Annotated in this window: 13 protein-coding genes and 4 tRNA genes; 15 read left to right on the top strand and 2 right to left on the bottom strand. The window is 49.4% G+C overall.

What is annotated here, in order from left to right; translation table 11 throughout:
- Positions 1-240 precede the first annotated feature (240 nt).
- The 15 genes from LZP69_RS06560 (at position 241) to rplY (ending at position 14,019) form a co-directional block, all read left to right on the top strand.
- Positions 241-897, top strand: a complete 657-nt coding sequence (locus LZP69_RS06560) for a GntR family transcriptional regulator (protein ID WP_234199391.1) — start codon at positions 241-243, stop codon at positions 895-897.
- Between the two features lie 15 nt (positions 898-912).
- Entirely contained in the window at positions 913-1,791 is an 879-nt protein-coding gene (gene prpB / locus LZP69_RS06555) for a methylisocitrate lyase (RefSeq protein WP_234199390.1), read from the top strand.
- A 98-nt stretch (positions 1,792-1,889) separates the two neighbouring features.
- Complete coding sequence (gene prpC, locus LZP69_RS06550; RefSeq protein WP_234199389.1) at positions 1,890-3,014, top strand: bifunctional 2-methylcitrate synthase/citrate synthase; 1,125 nt, start codon at positions 1,890-1,892, stop codon at positions 3,012-3,014.
- Between the two features lie 150 nt (positions 3,015-3,164).
- Positions 3,165-5,756, top strand: a complete 2,592-nt coding sequence (gene acnD, locus LZP69_RS06545) for a Fe/S-dependent 2-methylisocitrate dehydratase AcnD (protein WP_234199388.1) — start codon at positions 3,165-3,167, stop codon at positions 5,754-5,756.
- A gap of 58 nt (positions 5,757-5,814) precedes the next feature.
- A complete protein-coding gene (prpF, locus tag LZP69_RS06540) occupies positions 5,815-6,987 on the top strand; it encodes a 2-methylaconitate cis-trans isomerase PrpF (protein ID WP_234199387.1) in 1,173 nt (390 codons plus the stop codon).
- A 304-nt stretch (positions 6,988-7,291) separates the two neighbouring features.
- A complete protein-coding gene (uvrY, locus tag LZP69_RS06535) occupies positions 7,292-7,936 on the top strand; it encodes a UvrY/SirA/GacA family response regulator transcription factor (protein WP_234199386.1) in 645 nt (214 codons plus the stop codon).
- A 31-nt stretch (positions 7,937-7,967) separates the two neighbouring features.
- Entirely contained in the window at positions 7,968-9,800 is a 1,833-nt protein-coding gene (gene uvrC, locus LZP69_RS06530) for an excinuclease ABC subunit UvrC (protein WP_234199385.1), read from the top strand.
- Between the two features lie 47 nt (positions 9,801-9,847).
- Positions 9,848-10,405 carry a CDP-diacylglycerol--glycerol-3-phosphate 3-phosphatidyltransferase gene (gene pgsA / locus LZP69_RS06525; protein ID WP_234199384.1) on the top strand — a complete coding sequence of 186 codons (558 nt, stop codon included), beginning with the start codon at positions 9,848-9,850 and terminating at the stop codon, positions 10,403-10,405.
- Positions 10,406-10,527: 122 nt separating this feature from the next.
- Positions 10,528-10,603: transfer RNA gene (locus tag LZP69_RS06520), tRNA-Gly, on the top strand.
- 15 nt (positions 10,604-10,618) lie between these two features.
- Positions 10,619-10,718, top strand: a tRNA-Gly gene (locus LZP69_RS06515).
- A gap of 45 nt (positions 10,719-10,763) precedes the next feature.
- Positions 10,764-10,837: transfer RNA gene (locus LZP69_RS06510), tRNA-Cys, on the top strand.
- Between the two features lie 70 nt (positions 10,838-10,907).
- Positions 10,908-10,993, top strand: a tRNA-Leu gene (locus LZP69_RS06505).
- A 553-nt stretch (positions 10,994-11,546) separates the two neighbouring features.
- Complete coding sequence (locus LZP69_RS06500) at positions 11,547-12,956, top strand: L,D-transpeptidase family protein (RefSeq protein WP_234199383.1); 1,410 nt, start codon at positions 11,547-11,549, stop codon at positions 12,954-12,956.
- Positions 12,957-13,083: 127 nt separating this feature from the next.
- The gene (locus LZP69_RS06495) at positions 13,084-13,605 is read left to right on the top strand and encodes a DUF882 domain-containing protein (protein WP_267962009.1); all 522 of its coding nucleotides are present in this window, start codon (positions 13,084-13,086) and stop codon (positions 13,603-13,605) included.
- Positions 13,606-13,731: 126 nt separating this feature from the next.
- Positions 13,732-14,019 carry a 50S ribosomal protein L25 gene (gene rplY, locus LZP69_RS06490; RefSeq protein ID WP_234199381.1) on the top strand — a complete coding sequence of 96 codons (288 nt, stop codon included), beginning with the start codon at positions 13,732-13,734 and terminating at the stop codon, positions 14,017-14,019.
- A 120-nt stretch (positions 14,020-14,139) separates the two neighbouring features.
- On the opposite strand, the gene LZP69_RS06485 is transcribed toward rplY, so the two are convergent.
- Positions 14,140-15,669, bottom strand: a complete 1,530-nt coding sequence (locus tag LZP69_RS06485) for a SpoVR family protein (protein WP_234199380.1) — start codon at positions 15,667-15,669, stop codon at positions 14,140-14,142.
- Positions 15,670-15,678: 9 nt separating this feature from the next.
- Positions 15,679-16,947 (bottom strand): YeaH/YhbH family protein, encoded by a 1,269-nt coding sequence (locus tag LZP69_RS06480; protein WP_234199379.1) that lies wholly within the window; start codon positions 16,945-16,947, stop codon positions 15,679-15,681.
- Positions 16,948-16,990: the final 43 nt, after the last annotated feature.

Below are 16,990 nucleotides of genomic sequence, written 5' to 3'. Positions count from 1 at the left end.
AAGTTTATCTTGGCTCTATTATGTTTCGTGTTTTTCCTAGCGCCTTGTTGTCCCTGACTAATGTGCTCAGAACTGCCCGTCTGCCTCTTGCATATTATTTGTGCATCCGCTAGGGCAGCCTTTTGTTACTCGACCTTAGTCTAGGTTAGGCATTATTGTCGACAAAATATCCGATTTTGGTTTGCTTGTGTCACATTTTGTGGGTATATTGTCGACAACATCACATTTTAGAGCCTTTCGATGAGCTTTCAGTTACAACAGGCGATTACTTCGGCAGACAAGACTTTCTATCAGCTTAGGCAAGATATTGTCGAAGGCGTGATCCTATCTGGCAGCAAACTCAGTGAAACCGAATTGTCGACAACCTATGGGGTGAGCCGCGCCGTGGTACGTGAAGCGATCAACCGCCTGGAGTCCTGTCATATCGTCGAGCGTAAGGCCAATGTGGGCGCCAGAGTCGTGGCATTAACCACAGAGGGATTGCTCGAGCTTTATCAGGTGCGCGAATCTTTAGAGGGGATGGCCGCCAGGCTCGCTGCGAAGAATATGACAGACGAGGAGGTAAGCGAACTTAAGTCGCTACTGCAGAGTCATTTTCAAGATGTGAAGCAGGGACAATCCTACTATCAAGAGGCCGGGGACGTGGATTTTCACTACCGCATCATCCTAGGCAGTAAAAACAAACACCTGATCACCCTATTATTCGATGGCATCTATCACCTAGTGCGCATGTACCGCGTACAGCTGGGCATGGCAGGGCCGCGGGTGACAACAGCATTCGATGAACACAAGCATATAGTGCAGGCGATTGCGAACCGCGACGAAGAGCTGGCAGAGATCCTGATGCGTCGTCATATCATGTATTCAAAAAATAATATCAAACATAAGCTTTCATAAGTTAAGGAGTAAACCATGAGTGCAGGAAAGAAATTCCGTGAAGCATTGGCCAATAACAAGCCGCTGCAAATCGTAGGCACCATTAATGCCTACAGCGCCATGATGGCAAAACAGATTGGCCACCAGGCCATCTACCTTTCCGGTGGTGGCGTGGCAAACGCCTCTTATGGTTTACCGGATCTGGGCATGACTTCCCTGAACGATGTGTTGGTGGACGTGCAGCGCATTACTGCGGCTTGCGATCTGCCCTTGATGGTGGATATCGACACAGGTTGGGGCGGGGCGTTTAACATTGCCAAGACCATTCGAGATATGGAAAAAGCCGGTGCGGCGGCGGTGCATATGGAAGATCAGGTGGCGCAGAAACGCTGCGGTCATCGCCCCAATAAAGAGATAGTGTCAACCGAAGAGATGGTGGATCGCATCAAGGCGGCTGTGGATGCGCGCACCGACCCTGACTTTTTCATCATGGCCCGCACCGATGCCTTTGCTCAGGAAGGATTAGAAGCCGCGATTGAACGTGCCAAGGCTTATATCGCAGCCGGCGCCGATGGCATCTTCGCCGAAGCGGTAAAGACCGAGGAGCATTACCGCGCCTTTGCTGCGGCTATCGATGTACCTCTGCTGGCGAACATCACCGAGTTTGGTCAAACCGAACTGTGGAATGCAGAGCAGTTAGGCGCCTGGGGCGTAGACATGGTGCTCTACCCATTAAGTGCCTTCCGTGCCATGAACAAGGCCGCGGAAACGGTTTATCAGGCGATCTTACGCGATGGCGATCAGAAGGCGGTTGTCGATACCATGCAGACCCGTATGGAGCTGTACGATTACCTTGGCTATCACGCCTATGAGCAGAAGTTAGACAGCTTATTTGCCGAAGGCAAAAACAAGTAAGCGTCCTATTTCTACATAAAGATTGAAGCAGAAGAAACTAACCCTATGCCCCGATTATTGGGGCTCACGATAAAATAGATTCCCAGAAGGAACATATCATGGTTGATAAGAAATTAGGTGGAGCAGGCCTTCGTGGTCAAAGTGCAGGTGAAACGGCCCTGTGTACTGTCGGTAAATCCGGATCGGGTTTGACTTACTGCGGTTATGACGTGTCAGATTTGGCCGATAACGCCAGTTTCGAAGAAGTGGCGTACCTGCTGTTTAACGGTGAGCTGCCTAATGCGGCTCAGCTAGATACCTATAAAACCGAGCTGATGTCACTGCGTGACTTACCTAAGGCACTGAAAGAGGTGCTGCAGCGCATCCCTGCCGATGCCCATCCTATGGATGTGATGCGTACCGGCTGTTCATTCCTAGGTAACCTAGAGCCAGAACTGAGCTTTGCTGATCAGCACAAAGCGGCAAACCGTCTGCTCGCAGCCTTTCCTGCCATCATGTGCTACTGGTATCGTTTCAGCCACGAGGGCGTTGAGATTGAGTGCACCACAGATGAAGCTTCATTGGGCGGTCACTTCCTTAAGCTGCTTAACGGCAAGACACCTTCAGAGCAACACAGACGCGTTATGGATGTGTCACTGATCCTCTATGCAGAGCATGAATTCAACGCCTCAACCTTTACCGCCCGTGTTTGCGCATCAACCCTGTCTGATATGTTCTCTTGTGTCACTGGAGCAATCGGTTCGCTACGTGGTCCACTGCATGGCGGCGCCAACGAAGCGGCAATGGAGATGATCCAGAAATTCACATCCCCTGAAGATGCCAAGGTGCGGATGGCTGGCATGCTTGAGCGTAAAGAGAAGATCATGGGCTTTGGTCATGCAATTTACCGTGAGTCAGATCCACGCAACGTCATCATCAAAGCTTGGTCTGAGAAGCTGGCCCATGAATTTGGTGATACTTCCCTGTATGACATCTCGGTGGCCTGTGAAGAATTTATGTGGGATGCCAAGAAACTCTTCTGTAACGCCGATTTCTTCCATGCCTCTGCTTATCACTTTATGGGGATCCCGACAAAATTGTTCACGCCTATTTTCGTTTGCTCAAGGGTGACAGGTTGGTCGGCTCACGTAATGGAGCAGCGCGCTAACAACCGTATCATTCGCCCGAGTGCCGATTATACCGGCTCGGCGCCACGCAAAGTGGTTCCGATTGCTCAGCGTTAATGATTGCGCGATTTAGCGAGAAGTAGAGAGTAATAAGGAAGAGGGCGAACGATCAGGTTCGCCCGACGCCATTGTAGAGATGTGCGATTGGCGCTTGCATGAGGCATAAGTTAGCCCGCAGGCGTGAAATTGATTGAAGGGATTAGCATTATGAATACCGATTATCGTAAATCCTTGCCTGGAACCGAATTAGATTATTTTGATACCAGAAGTGCGGTGGAGGCGCTGGTGCCCGGCAGCTATGACAAGCTGCCCTATACAGGCAAAGTGCTGGCCGAAAACCTGGTCAGACGCTGTGAACCCAGCCTGCTGAACGATGCCCTGTTGCAAATCATCGAGGGTAAACAGACCCTGGATTTCCCCTGGTATCCCGCCCGCGTGGTGTGTCACGACATCCTAGGCCAGACGGCGCTTGTGGATCTTGCCGGTCTGCGTGACGCCATCGCCGCCAAAGGGGGCGATCCTGCCAAGGTTAACCCTGTGGTACCGACTCAGCTGATCGTCGATCACTCACTGGCAGTTGAGCACGCCGGTTTCGATAAAGAGGCGTTTGAGAAGAACCGCGCCATCGAAGATAGACGTAACGAAGACAGATTCCATTTTATTAACTGGACCAAGAAAGCCTTCAAGAATGTGGATGTGATCCAGCCCGGTAACGGCATCATGCATCAGATCAACCTTGAGAAGATGTCACCTGTTATTCAAAGCCGTGAGGGTGTTGCCTTCCCGGATACCTTAGTTGGCACAGACAGTCACACCCCCCACGTTGATGCCCTTGGGGTGATCGCCATTGGTGTGGGTGGACTGGAGGCAGAAAACGTCATGTTAGGTCGTCCATCTTACATGCGTCTTCCAGATATCGTTGGTGTCGAGCTGACAGGCAAGCGCCAAAGCGGCATTACCGCCACTGATATAGTGCTGGCGCTGACCGAGTTCCTGCGTGAGCAGAAAGTGGTATCTGCCTACCTTGAGTTCTTCGGTGAGGGCGCGGCCGATCTAACCCTGGGCGACAGGGCGACTATCGCCAACATGACACCAGAATTTGGTGCCTCTGCCGGTATGTTCTACATAGATCAGCAGACCCTGGATTACCTGACCATCACGGGCCGTGACAGCGAGCAGGTGAAACTGGTCGAGACCTATGCCAAAGAGACAGGTTTATGGAGCGATGGCATGCAGGGCGCCGAATATCAGCGTGTGCTGCGTTTCGATCTTTCAAGCGTTGTACGTAATATTGCCGGGCCTTCTAACCCCCATCGCCGTGTGGCCACCAGTGAGCTGGCACAGAAAGGAATCGCGGGCGTTGTTGAAAATGAAGACGGTCTGATGCCAGATGGCGCGGTGATCATCGCGGCCATCACCAGCTGTACCAACACAAGTAACCCTCGCAACGTGATAGCCGCAGGTCTGCTGGCCAAGAAAGCCAATGCCCTTGGGCTGACCCGTAAGCCCTGGGTCAAATCTTCCTTCGCGCCTGGCTCCAAAGTGGCTGAACTTTACCTCAAAGATGCCAACCTGCTGCCTGAACTTGAGCAGCTAGGCTTCGGTATCGTCGGTTTCGCCTGTACCACCTGTAACGGCATGAGCGGTGCCTTAGACCCAGTTATTCAGCAAGAGGTGATAGACAGAGATCTCTATGCTACCGCGGTGCTTTCCGGTAACCGTAACTTCGATGGCCGTATTCACCCTTACGCCAAGCAGGCATTTTTGGCATCACCGCCATTAGTCGTGGCCTACGCCATTGCAGGCACCATACGTTTCGATATCGAAAAAGATAGCCTGGGAACCGACAAAGAGGGTAATCCTGTATTGCTGAAAGATCTCTGGCCGAGTGACGAGGAGATTGATGCGATTGTTAAGGCCAGCGTCAAGCCTGAGCAGTTCCGCTCTATCTACACGCCCATGTTCGATATCAGCGTCGATTACGGCGATGCGATTAGCCCGCTGTATGACTGGCGGCCACAGAGTACCTATATCCGCCGTCCTCCCTACTGGGAAGGGGCGCTTGCAGGTGAGCGCAGCCTGAAGGGGATGCGGCCGCTGGCAGTATTGGGCGATAACATCACCACTGACCATCTCTCGCCCTCCAATGCCATCCTCGCCAGCAGCGCCGCCGGTGAGTATCTGGCTAAGATGGGACTGCCTGAAGTTGACTTTAACTCCTATGCGACCCACAGGGGCGATCATTTGACCGCTCAGCGCGCGACTTTTGCTAATCCTAAACTGATTAACGAGATGGCTGTGGTTGATGGTGAAGTTAAGCAAGGCTCGTTAACCCGCCTTGAACCTCAAGGTGAAGTGATGCGTATGTGGGAGGCAATTGAGACCTATATGGATCGCAAGCAGCCGCTCATTATCGTCGCAGGTGGCGATTATGGTCAGGGTTCATCTCGTGACTGGGCAGCCAAAGGTGTTCGTCTTGCGGGCGTAGAGGCGATTGTTGCCGAAGGCTTTGAGCGTATTCACCGCACTAACTTGGTGGGGATGGGCGTATTGCCGCTTGAGTTTAAGGCTGGCGAGACGCGTAAGACCTATGGCATAGATGGCACCGAGACCTTCGATGTGCTTGGCGAGCCAACCCCAAGAGCCGAACTGACCTTAGTGATCCACAGACAAAATGGCGAGTCGGTCAAGGTGCCTGTGACTTGTCGTCTGGATACTGCCGATGAAGTCTCTGTGTATCAGGCTGGTGGCGTGTTGCAGCGTTTCGCCCAGGATTTCCTCGAAGCCAAACAGGCCTAGATTCAGTCTAACTTTATCATCTTAGGGCAAGCCATTTGCTTGCCCTTAAGGACAGAAAATGAAACAGATGAAAATACCCGCCACCTATATGCGTGGCGGTACCAGTAAAGGGGTATTTTTTTCATTGACGGATCTGCCTGCTCCGGCGCAGGTGCCAGGCGAGGCGCGTGATAAGCTGCTGCTAAGAGTGATAGGCAGTCCCGATCCTTACGGCAAACAGACTGACGGCATGGGCGGCGCGACCTCCAGTACCAGTAAGACAGTGATCTTATCTAAGAGCGCTCAGGGCGATCATGATGTGGATTATCTTTTTGGTCAGGTGGCCATCGATAAGCCTTTTATCGACTGGAGTGGTAACTGCGGTAACTTAACTGCCGCCGTTGGCGCATTCGCTATCAGCAAAGGACTGGTCGACAAGGCTAAGGTGCCGGATAACGGCGTGGCCGTGGTTAAGATCTGGCAGGCTAATATCCATAAAACCATTATCGCCCATGTGCCTATAACCGATGGTGAAGTGCTGGAACTGGGGGATTTTGAGCTCGATGGCGTGACTTTCCCAGCCGCCGAAGTACTGGTGGAGTTTGTCGATCCCGCCGATGGCGAAGGGGATATGTTCCCAACGGGTAAGCTGGTCGATAGGCTGGAGGTGCCTGGCGTGGGGGCGTTCGATGCCACCATGATCAACGCAGGTATCCCGACCATCTTCTTAAATGCTGCGGATCTTGGTTACGATGGCACAGAGCTGCAAGAAGCGATCAATGGTGACAATGATGCGCTGGCGCGTTTCGAGCTTATTCGTGCCCACGGTGCGTTGAAGATGGGACTTATCAAGAGCCTGGATGAGGCCGTAACAAGGCAACATACGCCTAAGGTGGCCTTCGTCGCGCCGCCGAAAAGCTATGCAGCCTCCAGTGGCAAGCAAGTCACCACCGATGATGTGGATCTGCTGGTGCGCGCGCTCTCTATGGGCAAGCTGCATCACGCCATGATGGGCACTGCGGCTGTGGCCATAGGCACGGCGGCGGTGATCCCTGGCACTTTAGTGAATCTGGCCGCCGGTGGTGGTGAGCGCGAGCTGGTGCGTTTTGGTCATCCATCCGGCACCTTAAAAGTCGGGGCGAGCGCCCTGTGTGAAGGTGATAACTGGCAGGTGGCGAAAGTCAGCATGAGTCGCAGCGCCCGAGTATTGATGCAAGGTGTGGTGTGTATCCCGCCCCTTGAGTCGCTCTAGTTGCCGCTGCTCAGAGTCCGATCCTGGATATAAAATAGGGGTGCCTTGGCACCCTTATTTTATATCTGTTTTATCTTCTCGAATTATTGAGAGAGGATTATCGAACAAGGCGCTGTGTATTTGGCTTTCACTCTGAATTAGCTCGCTTTTTATCCAGTTGTGATATGGATTGAAGATTGATGAATCACAGTGTTAGCTGTGTCCAATTTCTGCTTTTCTCTTCACTGTATTTGGGATAGATTAGGCTAACCTTTGTTGGAAGTCATTGTCGGAATCAATCCGTTTAACCTTAGGTAGAATTAAGTTGATATCTGTATATTTAGTCGATGATCATGAGCTTGTCCGAACCGGCATTCGCCGTATTTTAGAGGATGAGCGCGGCATTAAAGTGGTTGGCGAAGCCAGTGATGGAGAAACCGCCGTCCAGTGGAGCCGTAATAATGAGGCCGATGTCATCTTAATGGATATGAATATGCCGGGGATCGGCGGCCTGGAAGCGACTCGTAAAATCCTGCGTTATCAGTCCCACGCCAAAATCATCGTGTTGACGGTTCACAGCGAAGATCCTTTTCCGACTAAAGTGATGCAGGCCGGTGCCTCGGGTTATTTGACCAAAGGCGCAACCCCGCCGGAAGTGTTACAGGCTATCAGGCAGGTGGCGCACGGTCAGCGTTATCTGTCACCGGAAATTGCCCAGCAGATGGCACTGAGCCAGTTTAATCAGACAGAGGAAAACCCCTTTAAATCGCTGTCTGAGCGCGAGCTGCAGATCATGATGATGATCACCAGTGGCGAGAAAGTCAGTGATATTTCCGAGCAGCTTAATCTTAGCCCTAAAACCGTTAACAGTTACCGTTACCGTTTATTCGATAAACTGGGGATCAGCGGTGATGTGGAGCTGACACGTCTGGCCATACGTTATAAGATGCTCGATACTGGTCAATTTTAATTCATGCTCGTCATGAGCATTTAGCACTTTTATGCCTGCTCACGCTTTTAATCCGACACGCTTTCTCAAAACTGTCTCCTCATCGGCGGGCGTCTACCGTATGTACGACGCCGACCACAATGTGATTTACGTCGGCAAAGCCAAAGACTTAAAAAAGCGTCTTAGCTCCTATTTTCGTAAAAACCTCAACAATGTTAAGACTCAGGCCCTTGTCTCCCACATACATGACATAGATGTGACCCTCACCCCGAGTGAGACAGATGCGCTGATCCTCGAAAATGATTACATCAAGCAGTACATGCCCAAATACAATGTGCTGCTGCGGGACGATAAATCCTATCCCTATATTTTCCTAAGCGACCACACCCATCCTAGGCTGGCTTACCATAGGGGTGCCAAGCGGGAGAAGGGACAATATTTTGGTCCCTATCCCAATGGCGGCGCGGTGCGGGAAAGCCTGAATCTGATGCAGAAGCTGTTTCCCGTGCGTCAGTGTGACGACCTCTACTATAAGGCGCGCTCTCGTCCCTGTTTGCAGTATCAAATTGCTCGCTGCAGCGCCCCATGCGTAGCTAAAGTCTCCGATGAGGAGTATCGGGAGCAGGTCAAACTGGCCACCCTATTCCTCAAAGGCAAGGATCAACAGGTGATGGCGAGTCTGGTGGCAAAGATGGAGCAGGCCGCCGCGGCGCTTAACTATGAAGATGCGGCGCGTTACCGGGATCAGATCAATGCCTTAAGGCGGGTTGTGGAGCAGCAGGAGGTCTCAGGCAATCAGGGCGATATGGATGTTATTGGGGTACATTTTGCCTCCGGCATTGCCTGTTTTCATCTGCTGTTTATTCGAAACGGCAAGATATTCGGCAGTCGCAGCTATTATCCGGCCGTGCCCAGTGAGACTGAGCTAAGCGAAGTGCTGCGATCTTTTATGCTGCAGTTTTACCTTAATTTCGAGAGCCACCGCACTTTGCCGAGCGAGATCATCGTCAGCAGCGAGTTCGATGATATCCACGAACTGGAACAGGCGATAAAAGAAGCGCTGGCAAAGAATCTTGTGATCAAGACCAAGGTGCGCAGCGAACGCGCCAGTTTTCTACGCATCGCTGATTCCAATGCAAAAAATGCCGTCGAGACGCGGCTTTCTCATCAAAATACCGTCGAGCAGCGTTTCCTGCTGCTGGAAGAGGCGCTTGAGCAGACCCAGAAGATACAGCGCATGGAGTGCTTCGATATCAGTCACACCATGGGTGAGAGTACAGTGGCCTCCTGTGTGGTCTTTAATCGAGAAGGCCCACATAAGGCGGATTATAGGCGCTATAATATTCATGGGATTACCCCTGGGGACGATTATGCGGCCATGAAGCAGGCCATAGGTCGCCGTTTCGATAAGGTAGATGCAAACGGTAAGATCCCCGATATTCTGTTTATCGACGGTGGTATAGGTCAGCTTAGGATCGCCCAGAAAGTGGTCAATGAAAAATTTTCTAAATTGGATGTTGCGCCGACCCTGATTGGTATTGCCAAGGGGGAGGGGCGTAAGCCCGGACTGGAAACCTTAATCTATGGTGAGAATGAACTGGCGTTTCATCTGCCGGCAGACTCACCGGCGCTGCATTTAATTCAGCATATTCGCGATGAGTCTCATCGATTTGCCATTACCGGCCACAGGAATAAACGCCAGAAAACCCGTAACACCTCGAGCTTGGAGTCGATTGCGGGTGTGGGACCTAAGCGCCGTAAAGCCTTACTCCAGTACTTAGGTGGCTTGCAACAGGTCAAAGGCGCGAGTGTGGCACAATTGGCAAAAGTGCCTGGGATTAGCTTAGAAATGGCGCAAACAATACATGATTCATTGCGGGGGTGACAAAATTAAGGCAAGATTGGCGCTGCTTATAGATAATTGGTTTTCCCATGCCGTTTAATGTACCGATAGCCTTAACCCTATTCAGGTTAGTGTTACTGCCTGTTTTCGTGATCTTTTTTTATACGAACTACTCCTGGTCGCCCTTTGCTGCTGCCTTTGTTTTCTGGTTGGCAGCCGTCACTGACGCCTTGGACGGTTATGCGGCGAGAAAACTGAAACAGTCGACCCGTTTTGGCGCCTTTCTCGATCCTGTCGCCGATAAGATCATGGTGACCACAGCATTAGTGCTGTTGGTAGAGCAGTATGACAGTGTCTGGCTGACACTACCGGCACTCTTTATGATAGGGCGTGAGATAGTGATCTCCGCACTACGTGAGTGGATGGCCGAGATAGGTAAGCGCGGTGCGGTCGCGGTATCTTGGATAGGCAAATATAAGACGGCGGCGCAGATGCTGGCCATTATTGGTTTGATCTGGCAACCCAACGACTTTCTAATCTATGTTGCCATGACGCTGCTTTATATTGCCGCTATCCTCACTTTCTGGTCTATGGTCAGCTATGTGATGGCGGCGTGGAGCGATTTAACCGACGAATCGAACAATTAAAATGCAATGCGATCACTAAGTGTCCAAACGATCTCATTATCCTAAATAGAGCGTTGACACTTAGGGGTAAATCGGTAGAATGCCAATCCGCAGTCAGGGGAAATGATTTCTTGATTGGTGATGCGACATTAGCTCAGTTGGTAGAGCGATACCTTGCCAAGGTATAGGTCATCGGTTCGAACCCGATATGTCGCTCCAATATTTAAAAGTGATGCGATATTAGCTCAGTTGACTCTTTTTAGATAATGGGCGATACCTTTCCAAGGTATAGATTATGGGTTCTTTATTGGTTCGAACCCGATATGTCGCTCCAATATAAAATATTTTAAATATATAAACTATTGGATAAACATCATTTGGCGCGATGGCAGAATGGCTATGCTGCGGATTGCAAATCCGTCGATCTCGGTTCGACTCCGGGTCGCGCCTCCACATTAAGTTTTATTGTTAGCTGCTTTAAGGTCAAAGCTTTAAGAGCTAGTTAATGCTAAAACACACTTTTGCCCGAGTGGTGGAATCGGTAGACACAAGGGATTTAAAATCCCTCGCTGAATAAGCGTGCCAGTTCAAGTCTGGCCTCGGGTACCATTATTCTTAGTGAATAGCGTAAAGCCTCAACTTAAGTTGGGGCTTTTTTGCATATGAATTATTTTAAAAGCCATACTCGAATGGCACGTAGGCGTGCCGCTTTTATACAAGCTTTGAGTCTGGCCTCGGGTAGCATTATTCTTAGTGAATAGCGTAAAGCCTCAACTTAAGTTGGGGCTTTTTTGCATATGAATTATTTTAAAGCCATACTTGAATGGCACGAAGGCGTGCCGCTAATATACAAGCTTTGAGTCTGGCCTCGGGTACCATTATTCTTAGTGAATAGCGTAGAGCCTCAACTTAAGTTGGGGCTTTTTTGCATATGAATTATTTTAAAAGCCATACTCGAATGGCACTAAGGCGTGCCGCTAATATACAAGCTTTGAGTCTGGCCTCGGGTACCATCTTTTTGTATTTGATTTCCCTGAATGCTGAGTTTTCATCTGAGTGTAAAACCCCTTTGTTTGAGAATTATCTGAGCTTATAAAAAATCCGTCTTTGCTCTCACAGGCTAGATACCTATCTTTGCGCCATAATTACCAAGGGAGGTAATATGATGCGAACTATAGTTGCGGTGATTGCACTGCTGTTTATCCCTTTTGTAGCAGCAGATCAGCGAATGGATGCGGCGATAGCGTCACTAAGACAGCAGGTAAACCTGATAGTCTTGGCTGAGCCCCATAATGACTTGATAGATTATCAAGCCCGTTTAGCTTCTACTGCCCCAATCACGACCAACGAATTACAGGAACTTAGTGCGTCGATAAGCGACTTCTGGCAAAGACACGGTATCGCCATTCGTGAGCCTGAGTTACTAAGTGACAAAGATGTATTTGTTGCCGCCGCGGCGTTAGAACCTGATATCGAGGGATATCTGGGGTTGAGTAATCGCCTGCGTTACCTTACCTGGTTAGCAAGTCAGCAGAGCTGGCAAACGCTTACCACAGATAAGTGGTTAAAGCCCGGTGATTCCCATGCCGATATTCCTGAGATCACTTCTCGCCTTATCTGGTTAAGGGATTACCGTGATGGTTATTCCCAGCCAAATGATCGTGTCGACTATTACGATAAACACTTGCGGGATGCTGTGCTGAGGTTTCAGACCCGGCATGGGCTGAAAGCTGATGGCATCATAGGCCCTGCGACTCTGCGCTGGCTTAATTTCACCCCCATGGAACGTGCGCGAATGCTGGCCTTTAATTTTGTCGAGCGGGCAAAGTATATGGCGGATGTCGGCGATCGTTATCTGTTGATCAATATTCCTGCCTACGAGATGGTTTTGGTTGATGAGGATAGAGTGGCGCTGCAGTCGAGAGTCATAGTGGGTAAACCCTACCGTCCCACCCCGATCATTAAAGGAGAGATAAGCAGTCTTGTGCTTAATCCCAGTTGGAATGTGCCCCGAAAATTAGTCAAACTCGATCTCTTACCTAAAGTGCGTAAAGATGGCAGTTATCTGAGTCGGCTCAATTTCGAGGTGTTCAATTACGCTGGCGAACGGGTCACGAAAACCGCTGAGGAGTGGAGTGATAGTGCTAAGGGGCAGTTTCCCTATCGTCTGGTGCAAAAGCCGGGCGAGAGGAATACCTTAGGGCGTTATAAGTTTTTCTTTGCTAATGAATTTAGTGTGTATTTGCACGATACCACAGAAAAAGGGCTGTTTGCTCGTAGTGACAGGGCGCTCTCTTCAGGTTGTATTCGGGTCGAGAAAGTCGAGCAGCTTGCAAACTGGATGGCCTCATACTTAGTTAGCGATAAACAGACCTGGGTCGATATGCAGATAGAACGTACAAAAACCCAATGGTTTGCCTTTAATGATAAATTACCACTACATTTAGTCTATTGGACCTCATGGCTGGATGAGCAGAATATCGCCCAGTTCAGGGACGATATATACAATATAAATCAGGATTTTAGTGGCACATTGCATGCTCAGAACACACTAAAACAGATTAAAGATTAATCACATTTTGTAAATTTATTACTTGCAATCTCTCCCGGAAGTGTTTAAATTTGCCGCCTCTCTGGTTAAATTTTAAACAAATAGGTGGTGTTGAGTGTCAATAGTTTGTCCTTCACGTAGACAGTTTATGTTAGGTTTAAGTGGTGCAGCAGTTATTTCTTTAGTATCCCCAAAAGCAAAAGCCAGTCGTTCGACTACAGGGATCAAAAGTTTAAGCTTTTATAACAGACATACAGGTGAGAGAGGACACGGTAACTATTGGATTGATGGTCAGTATCAAGCTGACACCTTAGATCATTTTAACCATATTCTTCGCGATCATCGTGAGAACCTGGAAGCGCCAATGGATAAGCGCTTATTCGATCTCCTGTTTACATTGAAGCAAACACTCAACCTCAGTGTTGATAAAGAGATCCATGTGATCTCGGGTTACCGTTGTCCTAAGACCAACAATATGTTGTCTTCTCATAGCAGTGGTGTGGCCAAGAAGAGTTATCACATGAAAGGTATGGCGATGGACATTGCTATCCCAGGTGTACACTTAAAGACACTGCGCGATGCGGCGCTGTCATTGAAACTCGGCGGTGTAGGTTACTACCCAGATTCTGGTTTTGTGCATGTGGATACCGGTCCTATCAGACATTGGTAACCACTGAATATAAGTTATGATTGTGTTAGTGTGCGGGATATGGTAATATTCGCGCGCTTTAAATGAGGCCTTGGTTGGTCGAAAACTTTGGCTATACACAATTTTATTTATTTAAGTGAGAAAATCATGTCTTACACTATTACTGCACAAACCCGCACTGAAATAGGGAAAGGTTCGAGCCGCCGCCTACGTCACGCTGGTAAAGTTCCTGCTGTTATCTACGGCGTGGGCAAAGAAGCTGTTTCAATTGAATTTGAACACAAAGATATCATCAACATCCAAACTAACGATGATTTCTATACTTCTGATCTGACTATCGTTTTAGACGGTAAAGAAGTTAAAGTTCGCGTTCAAGCTATGCAACGTCATGCGTTCAAGCCTATGATCGAGCACGTGGATTTCACTTACGCTTAATGCGAATTTGAAGTCATAAAAAAGCGCCTAAGGGCGCTTTTTTGCTATTTAGGGCCTATCTGTTAAAGACGCTATGCGCTTTAAACTCATGCTTCAAGTAAGGCTATGCTTTAAATCTGGTTAAATCAGCTCCAGCTCTTTCTTTTCCCTCACGGGGCAGGTAGCCAGTACCTTGGTTTCTCCCTGTTCGTTTAGCTCCTCTAAAATCACCGAGAAGCCCCACAGCCGGTGCAGGTGCTTCACTACCTCGTGGTAATTCTCATCAAGCGGAATACGGTTGATGGGTATATAACGCAATAGCAGAGAACGATCCCCGGATATGGCAACATTCTGCACCTGAATATTGGGCTCATTCATCGACAGATTGTACTGTTGCGATAGTTTCTGGCGGATATCGTGATAACCTTGTTCATCATGGATAGCTGAGACACTGAGATAATTTTTCTGATCGTCATCTAAGATACTGAACAGCTTAAACTGGCGGATAATATTAGGTGACAGATATTGGCTTATAAAACTCTCATCCTTAAAGTTTTCCATGGCAAAGTGCACTGTATCTAACCAGTTACTACCGGCAATGTCAGGAAACCAGCGTTTATCCTCTTCGGTCGGCGATTCACAGATGCGGCGAATATCGATAAACATATTAAAGCCCAAGGCGTATGGGTTGATGCCGCTGTAGTAGGGGCTGTTGTAGCTGGGTTGAGCCACCACATTGGTGTGATTTTGCAGGAACTCAATCATAAAGCGATCGCTTAAGCGTTTCTCATCATAGAGGTGATTGAGGATAGTGTAGTGCCAGAAGGTGGCCCAACCTTCGTTCATCACTTGAGTCTGTCTCTGGGGATAGAAATACTGCCCCATCTTTCTGACAATTCGCACCACCTCCCGTTGCCAAGGCTCTAGCAGGGGCGCATTTTTCTCGATGAAGTAGAGAATATTCTCCTGGGGCTCGGGGGGGAAATTTTCCCGTTGGGCTATCTTCTCTCTGGCATGGCGTAGGGGGATGGTACGCCACAGATCGTTAACCTGGCTCTGTAAGTATTCTTCCCGCTCTTTTTGACGCACCTTCTCCTCCTTAAAGGAGATCTCGCTTGGGCGTTTGTAGCGATCGACACCATAATTCATCAGGGCATGGCAGGAGTCGATAATGGATTCCACTTGCTCGACACCATGGCGTTCTTCGCATTCGCGGATATAGTTCTTGGCAAATACCAGATAGTCTATGATGGAGCTGGCATCGGTCCAGGTCTTAAACAGGTAATTTCTTTTAAAAAAGCTGTTGTGACCAAAGTTGGCGTGGGCCATCACCAGTGCCTGCATGGTAATTGTGTTCTCCTCCATCAAATAGGCGATACAAGGATTGGAGTTGATCACTATCTCGTAGGCCAATCCCATCTGACCACGCTTATAACCACGCTCAGTTTCGATAAACTTCTTACCAAAAGACCAATGGGTATAACCTATGGGCATGCCTATCCCTGCGTAGGCATCCATCATCTGCTCGGCCGTGATCACCTCTATCTGGTTGGGATAGGTATCGAGGCGATAATGCTCGGCCACACGCTCAATTTCGGTCAGGTATTCTTGCAACAGCTCAAATGTCCAATCGGGCCCATCGTCTAATCTTTTTATCTTTTTTGTACTCATAAGCGCCCCTTAAACTGCCTGTTTTTTAAATAGCTCTCTAAATACAGGATAGATATCCTCGGCCTGACGTATATGCTGCACGGCTATGTTGTCGTGTACTTTTTGTAATTGTTCATACTCGCGCCACAGGGTTTGATGAGCCCGGTTGGTGATCTCGATATAACTGAAATATCGCACCACGGGCAGGAGTTTCTTATCTAATAGCTGCCTGCAGATAGGCGAGTCATCGGCCCAGTTATCCCCATCGGATGCCTGAGCGGCATAGATGTTCCATTCACTCGAGGGGTAGCGATCCCGCTGGATCTGGTGCATCAGGTTCAGCGCGCTGGAGACTATAGTGCCGCCTGTCTCCTGGGAGTAAAAGAACTCATGCTCATCCACCTCCTTGGCCTGGGTATGGTGGCGGATATAGACCACTTCGAGGTTCTTATAGGTACGGGTGAGAAACAGATACAGCAGGATATAGAAACGCTTAGCCATATCTTTGGTGGCTTGATCCATCGAACCAGAGACATCCATCAGGCAGAACATTACGGCCTGACTGGAAGGCACTTCCCGTTTGGCAAAATTGTTGTAGCGCAAATCGAAGGTATCGATAAAAGGCACCTTGGCGATTCGTTTTTCAAGTTCCTGTATCTCCTGTTTAAGGGCGATAATCTTCTCGGCCTCAGAACCCGGCGTCTGCTCTAAACGCTCAAGCTCTGCCTGCAGTTCGGCGAGCAGGGCACGTTTAGAGGATGTCATGGCGATACGTCTTGCCAGTGAAGAGCGCAGCGAGCGGACTATGTTGATATTGGCGGGAACGCCATCGTTGGTGAACCCTGCGCGGTAGGTTTGATATTCAACTAGCTTGTTGAGACGATTTTTCTGCAGATTAGGTAGCTCAAGATCTTCAAATAACAGCTCAAGATATTCATCTTTGGAGATCTCAAACACAAAGTCATCCTGACCCTCACCGCTATTGGAGGCATTGCCCTGACCGCTACCTTGACCGCCCCCTCGGGGTGGGCGTTCAAGCTGATCGCCTCGGGCAAACTGATCGTTGCCGGGATGAACTCGTTCTTTAAGGCCGCCGCTGCCCTGGTGAAAAATCGGCTCGCTGATATCCCGAGTCGGGATCCCCACTTTCTCGCCTTTATCCACATCTGTGACGCTGCGGCGTGTCACGGCATCGCTGACCGCTTTCTTGATCTGCTGTTTATAACGGTTAATAAAGCGTTGCCGGTTGACTGTACTCTTGCCTTTGGTATTTAGCCTTCTATCGATGAAGTTAGCCATGCGCACCTCCCAAGGACGTAGGGGGAGACACTCTCCCCCGGTT

This window comes from Shewanella sp. AS1, assembly GCF_021412565.1.
In the GTDB taxonomy this organism is placed as follows: domain Bacteria; phylum Pseudomonadota; class Gammaproteobacteria; order Enterobacterales; family Shewanellaceae; genus Shewanella.
Note: the sequence above shows the minus strand (reverse complement) of the source record. Positions and strands in the feature narration are given on the sequence as shown.